Genomic DNA, 22,095 nt, shown 5'->3' with positions numbered 1-22,095 from the left:
GACTTTTTATGATTTATATACAAAAATGTTCATAAAATTGTTGGAATTTAATTCAGTATAAAAACTATCGTTTCTTCTCTCATTTCGTTATAATGAGAAAGATAAATTGAAAATTGGAGTGAGGGTAATGTGGCAAGAACTTCAAATATTTGGATTTCGCGCACTTTGGAGTCCCTATTTCTTATTGTTTGTAAGTCTAATCGGAATTTTGTATTTTTTTCTTTTTATTAGAAATAAAGAAAAATACGCTTTAACAAATATAAATATCAACTATTTTTATACGGGGATCGCTCTGTTGTATATTATCAAAGGTTCTCCAATAGATTTATTATCACATATAATGTTTACTGCACATATGGTGCAGATGGCGCTTTATTATTTACTTTTTCCGATATTAATAATTAAAGGTATTCCGAAAATTTTTTGGCAAAAGGTTTTTCAGGTTCCAGTTTTGTCTGGGATCTTAAAACTATTTACAAAACCATTAATTGCCTTGATTCTTTTTAATGCTTTATTTTCGATGTATCATGTCCCTTCAATTTTTGATTTTGCCAAAGGTAATGAGATAGCTCATGCAAGTATTACTACGGTTATCTTAATAACAGCATTCTTTGTTTGGTGGCCAATTTTTACTCCAATTAAAGCATTTGATACACTTTCTCCTTTACTTAAAATTGGTTATATTTTTGCTAATGGTGTATTAATTACTCCAGCATGTGCTTTAATTATTTTCGCAGATCATAGTCTATATACCACCTATGGACAAACAGGAGGTTGGGTTCAGGCCCTAGCCTTATGTGTTCCTGGCTCTGTTTTAGAGGGGTTGAGTTTAAATGGCCCAGAAATGTTTTCACCTATGTCAATCCTTGAGGATCAACAATTAGGCGGTATATTAATGAAGGTTTCTCAGGAAATTATATATGGAACCATATTAGCAAGAATATTCTTTCCGTGGTTTAGGAAAGAGAGTGGAAAAATAGATCCGCTTCCGGCATCGTCCGATCCACATACTACATCCTAGTATAAGAAAGAGGTAGAATTAGATGGAATTATTACCAACAATTAGTACATTTTTTATTATAGTTAGCGCAATATTTGTAGCGATCGGATGGGTATTCATTACAAAGAATAAATTTGCTGCTCATAAAAAAGCAATGCTTAGCGCAGCGGTAAGTGCATTGATATTCTTTGTGATTTATCTTTCACGTACTATATTTATAGGAAATACAAGTTTTGGAGGACCTGAGGATTTAAAAATATATTATACAGTATTTTTAATTTTCCATATTATACTTGCCACAACAGGAGCTATATTTGGTGTCGTAACGATAACCCTTGCTTTTAAACGAAAGATTAAAAAACACCGTAAAATCGGACCTGTAACAAGTGTTATTTGGTTTTTCACTGCGATAACTGGTGTCATGGTTTATTTGTTATTATATGTATTCTATGATGGTGGAGAAACAACTAGTTTATTAAAAGCAATTTTAGGTACTTAACTTGTGAATTAAAAACCGTATCCTTTTTAAAAGGATACGGTTTTTTGCTGTTCTAATATAATTTCTCTTTCTCAATTTTAAAGAATGTTTTTTAGATTTATTAGATTTTGAAATTCCACTTGATAATGCCAGCTTCTTTTGCTGAGTTAAAAGCAATCACGATAAGTGGGCCTACGATAAAGCCAAGAATACCAAGCAATTTAAGCCCTATATACATTGCAATTAAGGTTGCTAGAGGGGAAAGACCAATTTGTTTCCCCATAACTTTAGGTTCAACTGTTCTGCGAATAACGAGTAAAATTATTGCGAGAATAACAAGTTCTGTACCAGTAACAACATCACCTGTCACAAACATATATAAAGCCCAAGGTGATAAAATTACAATTGAACCAATGATTGGAATGAAATCGATGATCCAAATAATAAATGACATGATTAAGGCATACTCAGGAACAATATACAATAAACCTATAAATGTAACGATAAATATAACAATACTTACTAGAAATTGTGCTTTTAAAAACCCAAGAACAACGTAAGCAAGTCTTGCATTCATAAACTTAACTTTTTCAGCGGTTTTTTCGGTTAAATGTTTATAGGTATTCGCCTTTAATCGCGGAATATCAATCAGGAACATAAATAACGCAATTAGATATACAACAATACTCACCAAATAGTTTGGAACTTTACTCACTAGGTTTGTAATACGATCTATTGTTAAAACTTCTCTGATCGTTTCACTGACAGTGGATAAACTGTTTTCTATAACATTTTTTACTTCTTCCACTAATTCTTTAGGTAAATCAGCAGTTAAATGATCTAAATCTGCTTGCCATTTAATAAATTGGTTATTAAATTGGTTAATATAAGATGGAGCATTTTCTGCTAAGGTTATAATTTGTGTAATAGCTCGCGTTACAGCGTATGTACCGATTGTACTTATAATGATTAAGAATAACAAAAAAACGATGGTGACAGCTAACTTTCGATTTATTTTAAAACGGTAAATAAACCATCTAACAATTGGATTTAAAAATAAAGCAGTTAAAAACGCTAAAATTAGTGGTATGGAAACGGGAAGGATAAAAAAGCCTAAAATAATAATGGTAGTTAATATTAAAATAATTTTCCATGGTTGCTTATTGAAAAATTTCATCAAGGTAGAATTATAGCCCCTTTCAAACTTAGCTCTAAAGAAAATATAGCATGTTCTGAAAAAATTTAATAGTAATAAAATTGAGAAAAGGTGTTTAATAGTTATATTTTATTTACTAAAAAACGACTACGAATTCAGCCGCAGTCGTTTTCAGCATTTCAACAATTCATTATTAGCTTTTTCATAAAAGTTAATACAAGAAATGATACATTATTGTTTATTAAATTGCTTTATATTGCTAGATGCCTTTTCAAGTAATTGATCAGCTCTTTGTAAAACACTTTCGGGGAAATTTTCTTCTTCTCCGTATTCAATGCCATGTGGATAATAATGTTTTCCAATGATCGGAGTTAGTAATTTAATTACCGCATCGCCTCGATCAACATCGCCTTCAAGAGCATAGCCTTGTACACGAACGTAATACGTAATATTTTTTTCTTGTGAACCAATTTTATAATCGTATGTAACGCGTTCATAATCCCATTGACCAGCTCGAACAAAATTAGCATTTTCCATCGCATGATCTAATGGTTTTAAATCCAACACGGATTCTTCAATTCCTGTACCTTCAATCTTCATGATTTCACCCCATCTAAAATTTCTCACTAAAACTATAATAGTATGAATAGCGATAAGTTGCAATCATATCCACCGATAAAGACACGAGAAATTTTCATAATAGATTAACTTTACTATTATAATAATAAAAAGTTAATGAAAGGAGCTTTAAAAATGAAAAAAATAATCAGTATTTTGGGCATACTAATCATATTAAGTTTGAGCGTATATTTGATGATAAACGAACGCACCTATATTGATGCTACAGATAATAGAAAGGGAGATTTTACTATTGAAATAAAAAGCTCAGAGGCATTTAGGGGCCATCCAATGTTATATAATGGGGCATTATGGAAGCTGATGGGTGGTAACAAAGAAAAGGTTATTGAACAATTAGGAGAACCTTCGAGAAAGGATAGCAGCTATTACGGTTATGACTGGTGGATCTATCTAAAGGATGAAAGCATCATTCAAATTGCCGTTGAAGATAACAAAGTTGTTTCCATTTTTGGAATGGGTAAGGATGTTGATTTATCTCCTTTTCAATTAGAGGATAGTTATAGCAATATCAATAAGGATAATGATTTAAAGAAACAGATTACCTTTGATAATTATCAATTTCAACTAACAAGGGAGGATTTACAGACCAGACCTTTATTGCAAATTGATGAAAACACGTTTGCAATAATGTATTTTGATAAGGAAACAAAAAAACTCATTTCCATAAGGATAGTTAACCAAGCTTCATTATTAGCATTACGCCCCTACGAATTATATTATTCAGGAGATTTACCTCAGGTAGAAACTTTAAAAGAGGACGAAATGAAAGATGTTTTTACCAACACAGAGAAACAGATTTTTGATATCAGTAATATCCTTCGGAAAAACATGGAGCGAGGCAAATTAAAATGGAATGAAAAAGCTCAAGTAGCTGCCAAAAGTCATAGTGAGGATATGTATAAGAATAAGTACTTTTCTCACTACGCAGAAGACGGTTCCAATTTAGGAAATCGCTTAAATAAAGTAGGCGCTAATTATCTTTTAGCTGGTGAGAATATTGCTGCCCAGTATCCTGATGCAATTTCTGCAGTGCATGGTTGGCTTAATAGTCCTGGCCATCGAGAGGTCCTATTGAACAAGGATTATACAGAATTAGGTGTAGGTGTACACGAATTTTATTTCACACAAAATTTTTTGAAACAGTAACTCGCACATAACTACCATAAAAACATATGATGGAAATAGAGATAGGTTATGAGAGGTGATGTATATGAATAACAAGCTTGATCCAACGGTTTCGGAGTTCAAAGACTTTGTAAATGAGCGTCCGTTTTTAATAGAAAAAGTAAGAAAGCATGAGATAAGCTGGCAAGAGCTTTATGAAATCTATATGGAGAATAAAGATAGTGATATAAACTGGGAGGATGATTTTGACAAGGACACCTCCAGAAAAAAAGAATCAAAGCATAACAAATCATTTGATTCATTAAAAGAATCATTGTTACCTTTACTTGATCATTTGCAAAAAGTAGATCTGGGAAAAGTAGATCAAAATGTTCATCAACTAAATGGGGCTGTGAAAAATATACAAAAATTGATCGGTCAGTTTAAACAAGATAGTGTGAATAATCACCGCCATCCTCCATTTTATTAGTAGAGTGGAATTATTTTTTTGCATGTGGTACAAACTAATTTAAGGGAACCTCAAATAATTGTGCCCAGAATTAAAGAAGCAATTGTTACTTTTCAATTTTATTAAATATGATATGATGGTTACATGGAGGTGTATATATGCTTGCTACAATAGAAATTGTTGACATATTAGATCGGTCCGAATCATTAGGACAAATGATCCTTGAGTCAGACATAATGAAGGAATATCAACAAGCAAAGAATGCGTTAGATCAAGATGAACAAGCGCAATCATTAATTGCTCGTTTTAATAAAATTAAGGATGATTACGAAGAAGTGGAACGCTTTGGACGATATCATCCAGACTATAGTAAAATAATGAAAGAAATTAGAGTAGCGAAAAGAGAAATGGACATGCATGATGCTGTAGCCACATTTAAAATAGCTGAAACAAAAATGCAGGGCCTTCTTGATGAAGTTAGTGGGATCGTAGCTCAAAGTGTAAGCGGAACAATTAAAGCTCCTAAAGATGGTCAAGCTTTGACAGATGGTGGCTGTGGTTGTGGATCAGGTAGTAGTGGTTGTGGTTGCAAAGCATCGTAAAAATCATTAAATTTTAAAGTAAGAGAGGGAAAAATGATGGTAAATCGTCAAGCACTTGTTGTTTGGTTCCACCAAATGAAAAATGTAAAGCATTTAAAAAAGTATGGCCATTTGATTCATGCTTCAAAAAAATTAAAGTATGCAATTATATATGTAAACCAAGAAGAAATAGAAGAAAGCAAAATGAAATTAGAAAAATTATCCTATGTTACTCGTGTTGATTTTTCTTACAAACCATTTATTAAAACTGAATTCGAAAATGCCAAGATGGATAAAGCTAAAGAATATGATTATAAAATGGGGATTTAATGTAAGTAATGTTTGTTAAAAAGAAAATGCCTGCAGCAAATTAAGCGCTGCAGGCCCTTTTTATATACATAAAAAGGTAAAGGGAGAGGAGAAACCGGAGGAAGAACTTATGGGGAAATGTAAGCCTTCTCCGTAAAAGCAACTTAGCTTCAAATAGCTGCTTCTTTTCCAGTATGTCTATTTTTAAAGAAATTTATTCCTGATATAGAAATTTAGCTATAAATTTTTGGAATTTCTGTTTGTGAATTAATTTTATTCTATGCTATAGTAATAAAAGTTAATTTCATTGCGTTTCTAGAAAGGACTTTCGATATGAGAATCATAGCAGGCACATTTAAAGGAAGACCTATTAAAGCAGTTCCAAGTAAGGAAACCCGTCCTACAACCGATAAAGTTCGAGAAGCATTATTTCAAAGAATTGGTCCATTTTTTAACGGAGGTCTATGTTTAGATCTTTTTGCCGGGAGTGGGGCACTAGGATTTGAAGCATTAAGCCGTGGGGTTGATAAAGTAATATTTGTGGATGCAGCTCCAAAAGCGATATCAACAGTTTATGCTAATATTGAACTGTTAAGGGTACAAGAACAGACCGAGGTATTTAGAACGGATGCATTCCGCGCAATTAAAGCAGCATCAAAAAGAGAATTTAAATTCAACTATATTTTTTTAGATCCGCCTTATCATAAGATATCCTATGAAAAATTGTTAACACATATAGAAAAATATCAATTATTAGAAGAAGACGGTATGATAGTGTGTGAACACGATGCTAAGAAAAATCTAGATAATACATATGGTGATTTTATTAAACTTAAAACAGATACCTATGGTGATTCGATAAGTGTCTCAATATATATAAAAGGAGAGAAAAAAGTTGACTAATTTAGCCATTTGTCCTGGTAGTTTTGATCCTGTTACATATGGTCATTTAGATATTATTCAAAGAGGTGCAAAAGTATTTGACCAGGTTATTGTTGCTGTCTTTAACAATCAATCAAAAGCACCTTTATTTACCGTAGAAGAAAGAGTTGAACTACTAATTGAATCAACAAAAAAATTTGACAATGTATTTGTTGACTCGTGTAGTGGACTTTTAATGGACTATGCTGCAGAAAAAAATGCTAAAGCTGTTTTGCGTGGTTTAAGAGCCGTGTCTGACTTTGAATATGAAATGCAAATAACTGCTATGAATAGAAAATTAAATGAGGATATAGAAACATTTTTTATGATGACCAACAATCAATATTCATTTTTAAGTTCGAGTACGGTAAAAGAGGTTGCAAAGTATCACGCAAGTGTGTCGGGCTTAGTTCCGCCTGTGGTAGAAGAAGCTTTAAAGCTTAAGTACGCAAAAAATAGTCTTTAAGCATTTTTTGAAAGTTGCAACATGTGAGAAAGCGTAAACTTTATATGTAAATAAACTGCATTTTTTCAAATTGAATATTTCAAGTTTTAAAGGCTTGACGATGTGTCAAGCTTTTTTAATGCGCAAAAATAATATATATATCGTAATTATCATCGCTAGTAGTGTCATCGGTGGTCCAAATTCTGATAAAAATTGAAGACTTGTATTTACACTTGGATTCTCCGTCCCGTTGATCCATGAATTTACGGAGGTTAAGTCTTCAGTTCTTGAAAGATATAAGGAATCAAATAATACATAGGTTAAAATACTAGCAAATAAAGCGTGCAAAAGACGACCGATAAAATAAGGTTTAAAAGAAATATCAGAAGTAGCGATTATACTTGCGACTTGAGCTTGAATGGATAAACCGTTAAAAGCTAATAGTATGGAGACAAGGATAGCAATTACAAGCATATCTTGATTTTTAAAGTCACTTAGTTGATGAATACCTATTGTAATTTCAAATAGTCCACTCCAAAGTGCTGGAGCTAGCTCATCTGGTAAACTAAATAATTCTAAAGTATGCGAAATGAAGCTTATGATTAAAGTAGAGATACTACTTTTAATAATTAATGTAGTCAAAACAGAGAATAAAATAATAAATCCCCCGATTAACATTAATGTATTAACCGAATGAATGACTGCATCTCCTAACAATTGTCCTAGCGGGCGATTATCTTTTAATCTAGCCTCATGGACACGTTTTAGGATGTGCTTTAATGTAGTAGGCTTTTCTCTTCGAATAGCAGCCTTATCGAAATGATAAAATCGCATGCATATCCCTACTAAAAAATTACCTAAATAATGAGCAGCAGCCAAAAGGATACCAAGATGCTTGTCTGCTAAAAAGCCAATCGAAACTACTCCAAATATAAATAATGGATTTGAAGCATTGGAAAACGATATTAATCGTTCTGCTTCTCTTTTCGTTAGTTGGCCGTCTTGTCTTAATCTCGTTGTAATTTTAGCTCCAGAGGGATACCCGCTTGCCATCCCCATTGCCCAAGCAAAGCCTCCGACTCCAGGTACGTTAAATAAGGGTCTCATAAAGGGTTCAAAAAGAATACCGATAAGATGAACTACTCCAACCCCTATTAATATCTCAGCTGTAATAAAAAAGGGTAATAACGTGGGGAAAACGATAGTCCACCACATTTCAAGTCCGCGCTGACTAGCTTCTAGCACTTCACTTGGGTAATATATAAGCGAAAAAGCAATTAGAATAGAAAGCACGCCATATATAACGGTTAACAGAATTGGTTTCATCTTTTCACTCCTTGATCAACATAACTGTACGAATAAAAAAAATAATAGTAGAATAATAATATTGTGTTCGTTTTATTATCATTAAATATACGCAATCAGCATGACCAAATATGCATATATCTTTTGTGCTAGAGGAAGTGAAGGTGAAATTATGTTCCAGTCGTTGGATAAAAAAAGAATAATTTTATGGATTACAGTAGCGGTCTTGTTATTTTTCTTGTTCGCATACCGCTTACCATACTATATATACAAGCCTGGGAGCGCTGAGCCATTATCTCCAGTGGTAGAAGTGGAAAACAGTACAGATAGTGAAGGTGAGATGCATCTGGTGACGATTCAAGGTGGCCAAGCAGTACCTATTCAATATTTACTAGCACTTTTCCAGGATTATAACGATATTTTGCCAATTGATGAAGTTTATCCAGATGGTATGTCACAGGATGACTATATGGAAATTCAATTGAGTATGATGGAGAACTCTCAGGAAGCATCAACGGTAGTAGCTTATACTGCTGCAAATAAAGATATCGATATAACTTATGAAGGTATTTATGTGGTAAGAACGATTGAAGGTATGCCAGCACATGAAGTACTTAAAACTGGAGATAAGATAGTTTCGGTAGATGAATTAGAAGTAAAGGAAACAGAAGAGTTAATCTCCTATGTAGAAGAAAAAGAGGTAGGAGAACCTATTGAAGTGACGATTGTAAGGGATGAAGAAACTATTACAGAAACCATTGCTTTAGGTACTTTTCCGGATATGGAGGATAGAGTAGGTATTGGAGTGCAATTAGTAACGAACAGAGACGTAGATGTTGATCCTCCTATTGCATTTTCAAGTGGTAATATTGGCGGTCCTAGTGCTGGATTAATGTTTTCATTAGAAATCTACGATCAATTAGTTGAAGAGGATATTACAAAAGGCTATTGTATTGTTGGAACGGGTGAGGTTGATTATGATGGTAATGTGGGTAGAATTGGAGGAATAGACAAGAAGGTCATAGCAGCCGATAATGAAGGGTGTGACATATTCTTCGCACCTAATGAAGGTGATGCCCCTGATTCTAACTTTAAACTTGCTGAGGAGACTGCTAAGGCCATTAAAACTGATATGAAAATCATTCCGGTTGATACCTTCGAAGATGCAATTAATTACTTAGAATCGTTAGACGAAAAATAGCACGATTCAATTTAGAATATATAAATTAAAAGGCAGGAAATCAAGATTTTAATTGGTTTCCTGCCTTTTATTTATTGTTTTAATTGTGTACAAATAGTTAAATGGGTTGATTTTAAGAATGATTTGATCCATCATAATCACTCTTTTTTAAGTAAGTTAATAAATGGTTTTGTGAATTCTTGTTTGCGCATTATTGGTTGTACTTTCGGAGGAAGAATAGAATAATAAGCATCAGATTGCCTTTCCATAATAGGACTCATGGCATTATCTTTATTTAAATTAAAGATAATAGAGGGTTCTATCTTTTTTTTGTAAGCATGAAGATATTCTCTTCCTTTATTATTCATGGCTAATAAACGGATAGATGGCACCTCTTCTTCAATAAGCTGTGCTACTTCAGTCTTTTTTGTAGTTGTAAGTATATTTGCAGCAATTCGTTGCAAACTTGTCCACGTATATCTTTTGGATTTGATTAAATTCATCCATTCCGAAAAAGTGGTGGCAGACCTCATCGCAACTTTCATTTTATTCTCAATACCTTCCTTCATGCCATGAATAGACTTTAACTCTTCTAAGGTCATTGTTGAAATTTTAAATTTTAAATAGGGAAAGTAATGTTCCCAATTATGCCAAGCTGTTGTCTTATTTTTATAATCGATTATTGTATCCATTGTAATGGAAGGCATTGTAGAAATTACCTTAGTATCTCCCTCAAATAAAGCCTTTCTTATACTTGTAGCGCTGGCGATTGAACTTTGAATTGCAGTATCATGATAATGGTTTTGGACGCGTGTTATTGTAAATGGTTTTATAGATGAAGATGAATCTATTATGGCTTTAACATAATGATACCCAAGCATATTATTGGGCTGGGTTAAGTCTATTTTCATTGGTTTATTAAAAATTGTCTTTAGTGCTTTTTCATTTGCTTTTGGGTAAGATAAGCCAGTATTTAAAGCATTTTTTAATTCTAATTCATAATTATATTGATCTTTTTTTAAGTAATTGTACACTTCCGTAAATGACTCAATGTCTCCAGCTTCGCTACCAAAACAGATACTCTCTACCTTTAATTCGTTCAAAATTTTTATCGCTCCGTAAGCAAAAAGTTCACTGTGTTGAACTGCAAAATGGTAAGGAAGTTCAATTACAAGATCGGCTCCTTGTAAGCAAGCGATTTTTGCACGGTGAAACTTATCGATGAGAGCAGGTTCTCCTCGTTGTAAGAAATTCCCGCTCATAACTGCTATAATGCAATCAGCTCTTGAAATTCTTTTAGCTTCCTGTAAATGATATTGATGTCCATTATGAAAAGGATTATATTCAACAATTAAACCGCATGCTTTCATTATTTACCTCCATTTGTTAAAATGAAACCTTAGGTTTATTTTTAAAGTATTTGGATGATAATTTTCATCTTCAAAAAGCGTGAGGACTATAGATTCCAATTGCTTTGATTCATTAAATCATGTATTTCTTTTTATTCATGGCACATAATATATTGTAACTCTATTTATATTAACATGAAATACATGATATACTGTAAAGAAAATATATTGACAAATTCCCTTTTTCCTTTTAAAATATTTCTTGTTGCCTAGAGGTGATTAATATGAAGTTTTATCTCCAAAAAATTAGACAATCGGGTTCTGAACCTTTCATATTCGATGAAAAAATTGATATCTCTGATATTAAAGATTTACCGAATGATATCCGTCATATTGATCCTGTTCATGTTAAAGGACAGGGGAGAATGGAGAGAGATGAAATTGTTTTTCAATTTCAAATCGTTGGTTCCATGATTTTGCCATGTGCACGAACACTGGTAGATGTTCCTTTTCCATTTTCAATTGATGTGGAGGAGAGATTTACAACGAAGAGCTATGTGGAAGAAGATGAAGACTCGGATATCCATCCAGTGCTAGGAGAAGTGATTGATTTAACTCCGTATATTAAGGAGCATGTCATTTTAGTAATGCCTATGCGCGTATTTGCGGATGATAAAGTAGTACAGGATCACATGCTAAAACAAGGAGAAGGCTGGGAAGTTATATCAGAAGAGAAATCTAATGATAAAATCGACCCTCGCCTAAAAAAATTAGAAGCATTATTAGACGATAATCAAGAGGATTGATTCTGTTTAATCTTTCTTAACTTAAAGGAGGTGTAAGACATGGCAGTACCAAAGCGTAAAACTTCTAAAAAAGTAAAAAATCAACGTCGTACACACAAAAAGTTACACGTACCAGGAATGGTTGAATGTTCAAATTGTGGAGAACTTACAAAACCACACCATGTTTGCAAATCTTGTGGACAGTATGATGGAAAACAAGTGGTTGAGCAATAGAATAACGTAGTACGTTTTTTGTGAAAAATAGTTTTATAAGAATTATAGAATCTATTTAAGACAAAATATAAAAATTGGTGTGAAGGAGATTATCTCTTTCACACTTTTTTTGTGCTGATAAAACATGAAACTAATAATTACATTGGAATTTAGAACTTTTATGATCGAATTATAAGAAAAGAATGTCTAACTCTATTATTCAAGGCATACATTTATAACGAATGATAGGGGAGGGATTTTGATTGAAAAATAAAAGACAAGATGCATGGACAAAAGATGAAGATTTATACCTTGCTGAGAAAGTACTTCGCTATATCCGCGAAGGGAAAACGCAATTAGAAGCATTTCAAGAGGTGGCTATCGAGTTGAATCGTACACCAGCTGCATGTGGCTTTAGGTGGAATGCTACCATTAGAAAGGATTATCTCGAAGCGGTTGAGCTTGCAAAAAACTCTAGAAATAATACTTCTATACCAAACGAAGTAAACACAACTGATTTATCCCAATTAATACATCTACTTGAAAACATGAAAAGTTATTATGAGGAAAGAGAAACGTATCTCACAGAACCAATAGAAAGAATACAATTGCTAGAGCAAGAAAACCAAGCAATAAAAGAGAAATGCGAAAAAATACTTCATCTAGTAAATGAATATAAATCCCTAACGAAAAAACTCGAACTCATAACAAAGGATCTTTCACTAAATTAAAAGATAGTAGGAAGGTATTTTTTATTAAACCTTTTTCCTGCTTGGACACTTTTCAAAAAAATTATTAATTGCAGTGTCAAAAGTAATGCAACGTGGTAAAATTTACTTAGTCTAATGGTAAAGGTAACTTATCTTTACATGTCTAAGGAGGAAGTTTTAATATGAGAATTGGGATAATTGGAGGGGGAGCAATTGGCTTATTATTCTCTACATTATTGCTAGAAGATAATCATGAGGTTTTCTTGTATGTAAAATCGGCGGATCAAAAAAACACCATTAACCGTAAAGGGATAAGGAGGCTTTCTGATTCCGCTATATTTTTTCCTAAAGTTGAATTAACCAAAAACCTAAGTGAGCATGACCTTTTTATAAACTGTACCAAACAATACGATTTGCAGGAATCACTTATTGAATATTCCAATCAAAAAATAAACAGTCCCATTCTTTTTATTCAAAATGGTATGACTCATGTAAGGTTAATGGATCAATTTTTAAATAAGAATACAGTCTTTATAGGAATATGTGAGCATGGAGCGCAAAAAAAGAATAAACATGAGGTTGCACATACAGGAAAAGGTTCATTAAAGGTTTCTCTTTATCACGGATCTATTTTCAGTTTAAAAAGTATTATCCAAAAATTACACACTACTATTTTCCCTATTACTTTGTGTGATGATCTTTTTCCAATCCTCCATGAAAAATTGCTAATAAATGCAGTAGTAAATCCTCTTACAGCCCTTTTTCATGTACAAAATAAAGAATTATTAGAAGATCAGCATCTTTTATTTTTGGCGAAAACTATAAACGAAGAAGTATGTGGAGTATTAAAGATGAATAGCAGTAATAGTTGGGAAAAAGTAGAAAAGGTTATACATAATACAGGAGAAAATCGTTCCTCGATGTTAATGGATATAATTAACGGTAGAAAAACAGAACTAGAAGCTATTATTGGTTACATACGCGAGAAAGCTAAAAATGAAAATATAAAAACACCATTTCTTTACTTTTTATATCATGCAGTCAAAACATTAGAATCGAGAAACTTATCTGAGTAAAACTACTTTATAGGAGTGACTTAATAAACCAATGAATTTACTAGCATATCTATTAGCATTTATTTTAACATTTCCACTTATCATAACAATTGTCTTATATTATATTGGAAAATTAAAATTTAATAAAAAGTGGAAGGCTATTCATTTTGCAACAGATTGGACCACGATTCTTTATATTTTCTCTGTTTCGATTGCATGCTATATTATTTTTGAGAAGTCATATATTGGAATTATTATTATTATTTTAATTCTTCTGTTTATACTATTTTTAATTGTACAGTGGAAAACGAAGACAGAAGTTATTTTAAGAAGAGTTTGGAAACCTTTTTGGAAAACCTGCTTCCTGTTATTTTTCGTTTTGTATTTTATTTTAATTATTTATGGAATTATTCTATACCTAATACAAAATTTATAAACAGATTGTGTGCGTTTCCACTTCTAATTATGTAAAATACATATGAACTAAATAGTCTACTAAGAAATAAAGGAGCAGGTCATCGATGCGTGTCGAACCCATTAATATAGAAGCAAGATCTAAATTTCTAAAAGATTACCTAAATGGAAATGAACATTTATATAATAATTTTGATTATTTTCCCTATCAAGAAAATTGTTTTAAGCAACGTGTAAAGGACATAAGAGAAAGAAATTTTGACCGCGCATCTTTAGTCAATACTTTAAGAACATTAAATGAAGCATGGGGTGCAGGTGCAGAAACACTAAGTAATATTAACCTTCTTGAAAAAGAAAACAGTCTGGTCGTAATAGGTGGTCAACAAGCTGGACTTCTTTCTGGACCGCTTTATACTATACATAAAATTATTTCCATTATTCAACTGGCTAAAAAGCAAACGAAAGAGTTGAATATACCTGTAATTCCTGTTTTTTGGATAGCAGGAGAGGATCATGATTTTGAAGAAATTAATCATATTTATATTGAAAAAGGCAATCATTTAAAAAAGCATAAGATTAACCAGCCATTTTTTGAAAAAAAGCCTGTTTCTAGCTGTCCTATAGATCAAGACTATGCGAGACGATGGTTAAAAGAAGTTTTTTATACTTTTGAAGAAACTGCATATACGAAGGATTTTTATAAACTAGCTGAAGATGCCTTGAAAGATTCTGAAACCTATGCTGATTTTTTTGCGAGGATTATTACCAGGCTATTTCAAAAAGATGGCCTTGTGCTAGTGGATTCTGGTTCTCCTGCAATTAGAAAAATGGAAAGTTCATTTTTCACAAAAATAATTAAGCATCAACCTAAAATATCAAATGGAGTTTTTCATGCATTTCAGAGAATGCAAAATAGTGGGTATAATGTTTCCGTTGAGGTTGATAAAGATGATGGTCATTTATTTTATCATTTGAATGGAGAAAGAGTATTATTAGTAAGAGATGGTGAAAACTGGTTAGGAAAACAAGGTGAATGTAGTTTTTCTACCCAGGAACTTTTGGATATTGCTAAAAATAACCCTGAGCTATTAAGTAATAATGTGGTCACGAGACCACTTATGCAAGAATGTTTGTTTCCCACACTAGTGTTTTTAGGTGGACCAAGTGAAGTTGCATATTGGTCTATTTTAAAGCCTGCTTTTCAAGCATTTGACTTGAAAATGCCACCAGTGTTACCTAGGGTTTCCATTTCGCTTATAGACGAACAGGTAAATAAAATATTAACTACCTATCAATTTAACGTAACTGATGTGGTAAGAAGTGGTACGTCTGCTTTTAAGTTAAATTGGTTACAAACCCAGCAAGATCCTCCAATAGGGGAAATGGTGGAGCAAGTTAAGCAGTCGCTAGATCGCATTCATCAACCAGTTCGAGAAGTAGCAAAAGATCTAAGAGCAGATATGGGTACTTTAGCTGAAAAAAACCTAGAGCATTTGAATGACAATCTAGATTTCTTGCAGAAAAAAATGGAAGCAGCTCTACGCGATAAATATCAGATACCAATCAAGGCATTTGATCTAGTTGGTGAGAGACTGCATCCATATGATGGTTTACAAGAAAGATGTTTTAATATATTTTATTTTCTAAATAAATATGGTGATTCATGGTTAGAGGAATTAGTAAATCAGGATTACGATTATGAAGCGGAGCATTATGTCGCCTTTTTATAAATTTTGATGGATACCAAATGAAAACCCAATAACCTAATGAAAAGCATGGCTAAAGAGCCATGTTTTTTTATTTTTCAAATATTGGTGGTGGAAAGTGGGGGATTGTGGTATTATGATCATAGAAAGTGGGGTGCATGTCATGTTCATGGGTGAATATCAACATAATATTGATACAAAGGGTCGCATTATTGTACCTGCTAAGTTTCGAGAAGACCTCGGTGACACCTTTGTTATTACGCGTGGACTTGATCAATGTTTATTTGCATACCCAATGGATGAGTGGCACGTACTCGAAGAAAAATTAAAGAAATTACCTATGACAAAAAAAGATGCACGCGCTTTCACCCGTTTTTTCTTTTCTGGAGCAGTTGAATGCGAAGTGGACAAGCAGGGGAGAATAAATATACCGTCATCACTTCGAACATATGCAACCATGGAGAAAGAATGTGTGGTTATCGGCGTTTCAAATCGTATAGAAATATGGTCTAAAGATAAATGGAATGATTATGTGGAAGTTTCTGAAGAATCATTTGCTGAAATTGCAGAGAATATGATGGAGATCGATTTTTAATGATTTGATAAAAGATGGAGGTGAAATAGTGTGTTTGAGCATTATACAGTATTAGCTAAAGAGTCTGTGGAAGGTTTGGATATAAAAGAAAATGGTACATACATTGATTGTACTCTCGGCGGTGGTGGACATTCCCAATTAATCGTTGAATCGTTAGGTCAAGACGGAAAATTAATTGCTTTTGACCAAGATCAAAAGGCGATCGACGCGTCTAAAGAAAGATTAGCTGAGCATGCTTCTAAAATCACCTTTATTTCATCAAATTTTGTTTATTTAAAAGAAAAGATAAATGAGCTCAATGTCGAGTCTGTGAATGGAATACTATTCGATCTTGGAGTTTCATCCCCACAATTAGATGAAAGTGAACGAGGGTTTAGCTATCAGCAAGATGCTCCTTTAGATATGCGAATGAATAATGAACAAGTACTTTCAGCATATCATGTCGTTAATGAATGGTCTTTTGAAGATCTTGTAAAAATATTTTTTCGATATGGGGAGGAGAAATTCTCCAAACAAATTGCAAGAAAAATAGAATCTCGTCGAAAGGTAAAAGAGATACTTACCACTTTTGAGCTAGTAGATATTATTAAGGAAGCAATTCCAGCGCCAGCACGGAGAAAAGGCGGACATCCTGCCAAAAGAATTTTCCAAGCGATTAGAATTGCCGTTAATGATGAACTAAGAACATTTCATCAAGCATTGAATCAAGCGGCAGAAATTGTTGATGTTGGTGGTCGAATTGCGGTTATAACTTTTCATTCCTTAGAGGACAGAATATGTAAGCAGGCATTCAAAAAATGGAGCACAGTGCCACCATTACCTAGGAATATTCCTGTAATACCAAAAGAATTTGAACCACCTTTTAAACAGATTACAAAAAAACCAATTATAGCAAATGAAATGGAATTGGATGAAAATCGTCGCTCACGATCAGCTAAGCTAAGAATTGTGGAAAAAGTGAAAGATTGGAAGCAAGAATTTTATTTTGATGAAGGGCGTGAAAAATAATGAGTGCAAACAATGCAAGAGAATGGCAACATCAACACGAACGAGTTTATGAACCGAATAGAAAAGTTGTAAAAAGGAAAGTTCGGGTACATAAGAAATGGATTACAACGGGAGAAAAATTCATGTATTGTATATTTGCAGTAACAGCGATTATCGCTTGTTTATACATTATTACCTTCAGTTCACAAACGGACCAATTAAATCGACAGGTTCAAAAGTTGGAGTCAAATGTTGAAACACAAGAAACGAACGTCGCAAATTTAAATTATAAAGTAAAGGAACTAAGTCAGCCTGATAGAATTGTTTCCTTTGCTAAGGAACATGGTTTAAAAATTAAAAATACCCGTGTGAAGCAAGCTTCAGAGATTAGCATGAATTAAAGGGTGTGGACACATTGAAAAATAAAACAACCCATCGCATGAGTATTTTTTGGATCGCATTTTTTTCCATTGTTTTTCTTGTGATTACAGGTAGATTTCTATATATACAAGCTACGGGAGAGGTTGCAGGGATATCCTTGCAATCTTTTGCTGATGAAAAAAGAACGAATTCGTATCAAATTAGTGCTGAAAGAGGAACTATTTTTGATCGTAATTTAATGCCTGTAGCAGAAGAACATGTTGTCTATAGGCTATACGCGATTGTAGATGAAACTTTTACAACACACGAGGAAAATCCTAAGCATGTAAAGAACGCTCAATTGACTGCTGAAAAACTTTCTCCAATTTTAGAGATAGATGCAGCAGAGATACAAAAAAGGATAGAAGAAGGGATTCGTGACGAACGGTTTCAGGTTGAATTTGGTGCAGGTGCAAGAGAATTAACACAAAAACAAAAAGAAGAAATCGAAAATTTAAATTTGCCTGGTATTAATTTCACTGAAGAGCCAATACGCTTTTACCCTAATGGCCGATTTGCATCAAGTATTATTGGTTTGACACAAAAAAATGAAGAAAAAATTGAAGGAATTAGTGGAATAGAAAATCAGTATAATGACCTTTTAAATGGTGTAAATGGTTCCATCTCTTATCAAAGGGATAAATTCAATGTAAAACTTTTAGATCCAAAAGAAATTATAAATGAACCAGAAAATGGCGACGACGTAGTACTAACCCTTGATCAGAAAATCCAAACATTATTAGAGGATTCTATGTCAGAGGTTGATGAACAATATGAACCAAGCAGGATGACTGCAATTGTGATGGATCCTAAAACAGGTGAAATTTTAGCGATGAGTAACAGGCCAAATTTCAATCCTAATGATTTATCAAATGTTGAAAACTGGTATAATGATGCCATCTCTACTCCATTTGAACCAGGTTCCACTATGAAAATCTTCACGCTTGCGGCTGCTATTGAAGAAGGAGTCTGGAATGAAAATGAATATTATAAATCTGGGAGTTATAAAATAGGAAGTAATACTATACGTGACCATAATAAAAGAGGTTGGGATTCTATTACATTTATGGAGGGGATCCAGCGCTCATCCAATGTTGCAGCGGCTAAACTTGCCTATGACAAAATTGGACCTGATCGTTTCTTTGATTATCTTCAAGATTTTAATTTTGATCAACCTTCAAATATTGATCTACCTGGTGAAGTGCCAGGAACGATTCTTTATGATTATGGCATTGAAAAAGTGACAGCTTCTTTTGGACAAGGATCCACTGTGACTCCTATTCAACTAGTAAAAGCAGCTTCAGCAGTTGCAAATCATGGACAAATGGTACAACCATTTGTAGTTAAAGAAACAAAAGATTCTTCTACAGGGGAAACTATTTCTTTACAAGCACCTGAAATAGTTGGTCAACCTATATCAGACAAGACTGCTGAGGAAACGCGTAATATATTAGAAACTGTTATCACTTCCAAAAAAGGAACAGGATACAATATATATAATTTGCAGGATTATACGGTTGCAGGAAAAACTGGTACCGCTGAAATACCAGACCCCGAAAACCCTGGATATATGACAGGACGTAATAATTATGTTTTTTCCTTTTTAGGAATGGCACCAGTAGATGATCCTCAATTAATCATGTATATTGCGGTCAAGCAACCAAAATTAGAGCCAACAGAATCAGGATCTGCTCCTGTTTCCTATATATTTAAAAATGTAATGGAAAATAGTCTGAGATATTTAAATATTGAACCTGATAAGGAAGATATTCCTTCAGTAAGTGCTATTGATTTTCCATCATGGTCAAATAAATCAACTACTCAACTAGTAGAACGGTTAAAAGAAAGTGGAATCTCACCTACTGTAATTGGTAACGGCGATAAGATTGAAAAGGTAAGCGTGGAAGCAGGGGAAGAAATCACCCCAAACCAACGAATATTTATTATTACAAATGAACCAACAATGCCTGATATTAGTGGTTGGGCACTTCGTGATGTTTTAGCATTATCTGAATTAATTGACTTAGATTTGGAATGGATCGGGAATGGATTTGTAGATGCGCAAAGTATTGAAAAAGGTAGAGCAATCAAAGCTGGTGATTATCTGATGGTAGAATTGCAGACAAAAGAAGAAGCACTTTTAGAAGAAACGGAAGCAGAAGAAGAAAAAGAAAATGCAGAAGAGCAAGTAGAGGATTAATTAGATGAAAGGCACAGTGTTCTATTCAGTTTTTAGCATACATATATTGAAGCATGTCCAATGAAAAAGGAGATGTCTGAGACATGCGTGTTTCTTTTATGTTTGTTAAAAAACGAATAATCACTGTGTTTTTTGTTTTTTTTATCATTGCATGTGTGATCACGATCCGATTAGGCTATGTTCAATTCTTTTTAGGAGACTTTTTATCTTCTAAAGCTTTAGATTCGTGGAGTAGAGATATCGTATTTGAACCAAATAGAGGGAAAATTATTGATCGAAATGGAGAAATACTTGCTGAGAATATTTCAGCTCCATCGGTCATGGTTGTACCTAGACAAATTAAAGATTCGGATCAAGTAGCAAAATCATTAGCAAGTATTTTAGAAATGGAAGAGAAAGCAGTATTAGAGCAAATTACAAAAAATGAAAGTATAGTAAGACTTCACCCGCAAGGAAGAAAAATTTCTGACCAAAAGGCAACAGCAATACAATTACAAAATCATGAAGGCGTGTATATCGCGGGAGACTTTAAGCGACATTATCCTTATGGTGAATTTTTATCCCATGTGATTGGGTTTAGTGGTATCGACAACCAAGGCTTGACAGGGTTAGAAGTATTTTATGATGATTTTTTAAGCGGAAAGAAAGGTAGTCTGTCTTTTGTTGCAGATGCTAAAGGAAAAAAAATCTTGAACAATCCTGATCATTATAAGGCCCCAATAGATGGTGGAACGCTACAGCTAACAATAGATGCGAGAGTCCAGACTATTATAGAAAGAGAACTCGATGAGGCAGAAGCGCTCTATGCACCAGATGGAGCGTTAGGTATTGCTGTAAACCCAAATACAGGTGAAATTCTTGGTATGGCTTCACGTCCTAGTTTTGACCCGGAGAATTATAGGGAAGTTGAGCCTCAAATATATAATCGAAATCTTCCGATATGGAGCACCTATGAGCCTGGCTCTACATTTAAAATAATAACACTTGCCGCTGCACTTGAAGAGGGATTAGTAGATTTACATGAGGATGAATATATTGATGATGGTGATATTAATGTTAATGGCACCACCCTGCACTGCTGGAAGCGTGGTGGGCATGGGCATCAAACTTATTTAGAAGTTGTGCAAAATTCGTGTAACCCCGGTTTTGTTCAATTAGGTAGTATAGTTGGAAAAGAAAAACTATTTTCCTACATTGATAATTTTGGTTTTGGAAAAAAGACAGGCATAGATATACAAGGTGAATCGAATGGTATTTTATTTCAACTAGATAATGTTGGTCCGGTAGAACTAGCAACAACTTCATTTGGCCAAGGTGTTTCGGTTACTCCAATACAGCAAGTAATGGCAGTTTCGGCTGCTGTAAATGGAGGATATTTATATCAACCATATATAGCGAAATCTCTAGAAAAAAATGAAGATAATGTACAAAAAGAAGAAAATAAACCTATATTAAAACAACAGGTAATTAGTAAAGAAACTTCCTTAAAAGTAAGAAATGCTCTAGAGCATGTAGTTGCAAAAGGGACAGGACGAAGTGCATTTGTCGAAGGATATCGAGTTGGAGGTAAAACAGGTACTGCTCAAAAGGTCGGGAAAAATGGTCGTTATATGGAAAATAATCATATTGTGTCTTTCATTGGTTTTGCTCCTGCTGATAATCCTGAGATAGTTGTTTATATTGCAGTTGATAATCCCAAAAACACAGTACAATTCGGTGGGGTTGTAGCAGCACCGATTGTTGGTAATATTATAGAAGATAGCCTTAGAGTTCTTGGAGTTGAGAAGTCTAAGAAAGGGTTGGAAAAGGACTACCAATGGCCTGAGGAAGCGCTTGTTGAGGCTCCTGATTTAATAGGTATGAATACAAAAAAACTTCAAAAATATTTATATACGTTTGATTTAGAGGTCGTCGGGGAAGGAAATACTGTTATCGAGCAAGCACCTTCACCAGGGGAGAGAATTGCACCGGATAGTAAGATACGAATTCTTGTTAAATAATATCTAAAAATCGTTCGGTGATTAATTACCTTTTTTTTGCTATACTAATATCGATGTTTAAATGATTCGTGACA

General features: G+C 33.5%; 24 protein-coding genes. 20 read left to right on the top strand and 4 right to left on the bottom strand.

Going from position 1 to position 22,095, the window contains the following annotated elements; all coding sequences use genetic code 11:
- Positions 1-127 precede the first annotated feature (127 nt).
- Positions 128-1,021, top strand: coding sequence for a cytochrome c oxidase assembly factor CtaG (gene ctaG, locus DFR57_RS09010; protein ID WP_114352818.1), 894 nt, complete (start codon positions 128-130; stop codon positions 1,019-1,021).
- A gap of 22 nt (positions 1,022-1,043) precedes the next feature.
- On the top strand, positions 1,044-1,499 hold the full coding sequence (locus tag DFR57_RS09005; RefSeq protein WP_114352817.1) for a DUF420 domain-containing protein: 456 nt from the start codon (positions 1,044-1,046) through the stop codon (positions 1,497-1,499).
- Between the two features lie 100 nt (positions 1,500-1,599).
- Here the strand turns inward: DFR57_RS09005 and ytvI are convergent, their stop codons facing one another.
- Together ytvI and DFR57_RS08995 are read right to left on the bottom strand one after the other, a co-directional pair.
- Entirely contained in the window at positions 1,600-2,658 is a 1,059-nt protein-coding gene (ytvI, locus tag DFR57_RS09000) for a sporulation integral membrane protein YtvI (RefSeq protein ID WP_425450955.1), read from the bottom strand.
- Positions 2,659-2,865: 207 nt separating this feature from the next.
- Positions 2,866-3,234 (bottom strand): YugN family protein, encoded by a 369-nt coding sequence (locus DFR57_RS08995; protein ID WP_114352815.1) that lies wholly within the window; start codon positions 3,232-3,234, stop codon positions 2,866-2,868.
- A 153-nt stretch (positions 3,235-3,387) separates the two neighbouring features.
- Here DFR57_RS08995 and DFR57_RS08990 point away from each other — a divergent pair, with 153 nt between their 5' ends.
- The 6 genes from DFR57_RS08990 (at position 3,388) to coaD (ending at position 7,123) form a co-directional block, all read left to right on the top strand.
- A complete protein-coding gene (locus tag DFR57_RS08990) occupies positions 3,388-4,419 on the top strand; it encodes a CAP domain-containing protein (protein ID WP_170132949.1) in 1,032 nt (343 codons plus the stop codon).
- A gap of 64 nt (positions 4,420-4,483) precedes the next feature.
- On the top strand, positions 4,484-4,867 hold the full coding sequence (ylbD, locus tag DFR57_RS08985) for a spore coat protein YlbD (RefSeq protein WP_170132948.1): 384 nt from the start codon (positions 4,484-4,486) through the stop codon (positions 4,865-4,867).
- 137 nt (positions 4,868-5,004) lie between these two features.
- A complete protein-coding gene (locus DFR57_RS08980) occupies positions 5,005-5,448 on the top strand; it encodes a YlbF/YmcA family competence regulator (protein ID WP_114352812.1) in 444 nt (147 codons plus the stop codon).
- Between the two features lie 33 nt (positions 5,449-5,481).
- Positions 5,482-5,757 carry a YlbG family protein gene (locus DFR57_RS08975; protein ID WP_114352811.1) on the top strand — a complete coding sequence of 92 codons (276 nt, stop codon included), beginning with the start codon at positions 5,482-5,484 and terminating at the stop codon, positions 5,755-5,757.
- A gap of 312 nt (positions 5,758-6,069) precedes the next feature.
- Positions 6,070-6,639 (top strand): 16S rRNA (guanine(966)-N(2))-methyltransferase RsmD, encoded by a 570-nt coding sequence (rsmD, locus tag DFR57_RS08970; RefSeq protein ID WP_114352810.1) that lies wholly within the window; start codon positions 6,070-6,072, stop codon positions 6,637-6,639.
- Positions 6,632-7,123 (top strand): pantetheine-phosphate adenylyltransferase, encoded by a 492-nt coding sequence (coaD, locus tag DFR57_RS08965; RefSeq protein ID WP_114352809.1) that lies wholly within the window; start codon positions 6,632-6,634, stop codon positions 7,121-7,123. The genes rsmD and coaD overlap by 8 nt, the downstream gene beginning before the upstream one ends.
- A gap of 105 nt (positions 7,124-7,228) precedes the next feature.
- Here coaD and ylbJ read toward each other — a convergent pair whose 3' ends face one another.
- Positions 7,229-8,428: a sporulation integral membrane protein YlbJ gene (gene ylbJ, locus DFR57_RS08960; protein WP_114352808.1), complete on the bottom strand. Its 1,200-nt coding sequence runs from the start codon at positions 8,426-8,428 to the stop codon at positions 7,229-7,231.
- A gap of 151 nt (positions 8,429-8,579) precedes the next feature.
- On the opposite strand from ylbJ, the gene DFR57_RS08955 reads away from it, so the two are divergent.
- Positions 8,580-9,608, top strand: a complete 1,029-nt coding sequence (locus DFR57_RS08955; protein ID WP_114352807.1) for a SepM family pheromone-processing serine protease — start codon at positions 8,580-8,582, stop codon at positions 9,606-9,608.
- Between the two features lie 137 nt (positions 9,609-9,745).
- On the opposite strand, the gene DFR57_RS08950 is transcribed toward DFR57_RS08955, so the two are convergent.
- Positions 9,746-10,957, bottom strand: coding sequence for a nucleotidyltransferase (locus DFR57_RS08950; RefSeq protein WP_114352806.1), 1,212 nt, complete (start codon positions 10,955-10,957; stop codon positions 9,746-9,748).
- A 263-nt stretch (positions 10,958-11,220) separates the two neighbouring features.
- Here DFR57_RS08950 and DFR57_RS08945 point away from each other — a divergent pair, with 263 nt between their 5' ends.
- The 11 genes from DFR57_RS08945 to DFR57_RS08895 all read left to right on the top strand — a co-directional run bounded on the left by DFR57_RS08945 (position 11,221) and on the right by DFR57_RS08895 (position 22,021).
- On the top strand, positions 11,221-11,742 hold the full coding sequence (locus tag DFR57_RS08945; protein WP_114352805.1) for a YceD family protein: 522 nt from the start codon (positions 11,221-11,223) through the stop codon (positions 11,740-11,742).
- 39 nt (positions 11,743-11,781) lie between these two features.
- Positions 11,782-11,955: a 50S ribosomal protein L32 gene (rpmF, locus tag DFR57_RS08940; RefSeq protein WP_035721631.1), complete on the top strand. Its 174-nt coding sequence runs from the start codon at positions 11,782-11,784 to the stop codon at positions 11,953-11,955.
- Positions 11,956-12,197: 242 nt separating this feature from the next.
- Positions 12,198-12,665: an RsfA family transcriptional regulator gene (locus DFR57_RS08935; protein ID WP_114352804.1), complete on the top strand. Its 468-nt coding sequence runs from the start codon at positions 12,198-12,200 to the stop codon at positions 12,663-12,665.
- Positions 12,666-12,826: 161 nt separating this feature from the next.
- Positions 12,827-13,720, top strand: a complete 894-nt coding sequence (locus DFR57_RS08930) for a 2-dehydropantoate 2-reductase (protein WP_114352803.1) — start codon at positions 12,827-12,829, stop codon at positions 13,718-13,720.
- A 31-nt stretch (positions 13,721-13,751) separates the two neighbouring features.
- A complete protein-coding gene (locus DFR57_RS08925) occupies positions 13,752-14,135 on the top strand; it encodes a DUF3397 domain-containing protein (protein WP_114352802.1) in 384 nt (127 codons plus the stop codon).
- An 85-nt stretch (positions 14,136-14,220) separates the two neighbouring features.
- Positions 14,221-15,843, top strand: a complete 1,623-nt coding sequence (gene bshC / locus DFR57_RS08920; RefSeq protein ID WP_114352801.1) for a bacillithiol biosynthesis cysteine-adding enzyme BshC — start codon at positions 14,221-14,223, stop codon at positions 15,841-15,843.
- A gap of 139 nt (positions 15,844-15,982) precedes the next feature.
- Positions 15,983-16,414, top strand: a complete 432-nt coding sequence (gene mraZ, locus DFR57_RS08915; protein ID WP_114352835.1) for a division/cell wall cluster transcriptional repressor MraZ — start codon at positions 15,983-15,985, stop codon at positions 16,412-16,414.
- 30 nt (positions 16,415-16,444) lie between these two features.
- Positions 16,445-17,422 carry a 16S rRNA (cytosine(1402)-N(4))-methyltransferase RsmH gene (gene rsmH / locus DFR57_RS08910; protein ID WP_114352800.1) on the top strand — a complete coding sequence of 326 codons (978 nt, stop codon included), beginning with the start codon at positions 16,445-16,447 and terminating at the stop codon, positions 17,420-17,422.
- Positions 17,422-17,802 (top strand): cell division protein FtsL, encoded by a 381-nt coding sequence (gene ftsL, locus DFR57_RS08905; RefSeq protein ID WP_114352799.1) that lies wholly within the window; start codon positions 17,422-17,424, stop codon positions 17,800-17,802. The genes rsmH and ftsL overlap by 1 nt, the downstream gene beginning before the upstream one ends.
- 5 nt (positions 17,803-17,807) lie before the next feature.
- Complete coding sequence (locus DFR57_RS08900) at positions 17,808-20,021, top strand: penicillin-binding protein (protein ID WP_425450952.1); 2,214 nt, start codon at positions 17,808-17,810, stop codon at positions 20,019-20,021.
- An 83-nt stretch (positions 20,022-20,104) separates the two neighbouring features.
- Positions 20,105-22,021, top strand: a complete 1,917-nt coding sequence (locus tag DFR57_RS08895) for a stage V sporulation protein D (protein ID WP_114352797.1) — start codon at positions 20,105-20,107, stop codon at positions 22,019-22,021.
- Positions 22,022-22,095: the final 74 nt, after the last annotated feature.

The sequence above is a fragment of the Saliterribacillus persicus genome, assembly GCF_003337485.1.
Classification (GTDB): domain Bacteria; phylum Bacillota; class Bacilli; order Bacillales; family Amphibacillaceae; genus Saliterribacillus; species Saliterribacillus persicus.
This window is presented reverse-complemented; position numbering and strand designations above follow the sequence as displayed.